This is a genomic window from Liquorilactobacillus vini DSM 20605, assembly GCF_000255495.1.
Classification (GTDB): Bacteria; Bacillota; Bacilli; order Lactobacillales; family Lactobacillaceae; genus Liquorilactobacillus; species Liquorilactobacillus vini.
In genome coordinates this window covers 1-462 of sequence record NZ_AHYZ01000111.1, presented here as the reverse complement: position 1 = coordinate 462, position 462 = coordinate 1, and the positions used below count along the sequence as shown (strand labels likewise).

At 33.3% G+C, this 462-nt stretch carries 1 protein-coding gene; it reads right to left on the bottom strand.

Features of this window, described 5'->3' with window-relative positions; translation table 11 throughout:
* Positions 1-144 precede the first annotated feature (144 nt).
* Positions 145-399 (bottom strand): transposase, encoded by a 255-nt coding sequence (locus ON15_RS06825; RefSeq protein WP_010580745.1) that lies wholly within the window; start codon positions 397-399, stop codon positions 145-147.
* Positions 400-462: the final 63 nt, after the last annotated feature.

Sequence of the window (462 nt, the reverse complement as noted above, 5' to 3'; positions counted from 1 at the left end):
GCTTGCGGCGCTTTTCTTGATTTGATACATGACAAATAGAATTTTTATAAAAAGTAGAACGTGGGATCTTAAGGGCGTGACAAACATCACTTATATTGTGATTCTTAGCTGCCTGGTGAGCTGCGGTAATGATTGAGTCTGAAGCTAATTTTTTGCGAATATGGTCAAGACTTTTTTTAAGATTTCATTTTCCTCTTGAATCTTTTGATAAGCTTTTTTCAGTTTGAGATATTCATCCTGGCTGATGCCAGTTTGCTTATCTTTAGCATAACGTTTAATCCAAGCATAAATGTTTTTATCTGAAATACCATATTCGCTAGTCAGATCTTTTACCTTTTCCCCATTTTGATAAAGAGACACAATCATCTTCTTAAAATCAATATCATATTTAGTGGCCATATAGGATATCTCCAATCTTGATAAAGATATTCTACCAAAAGCTGTCCATAATTTATACTAGCT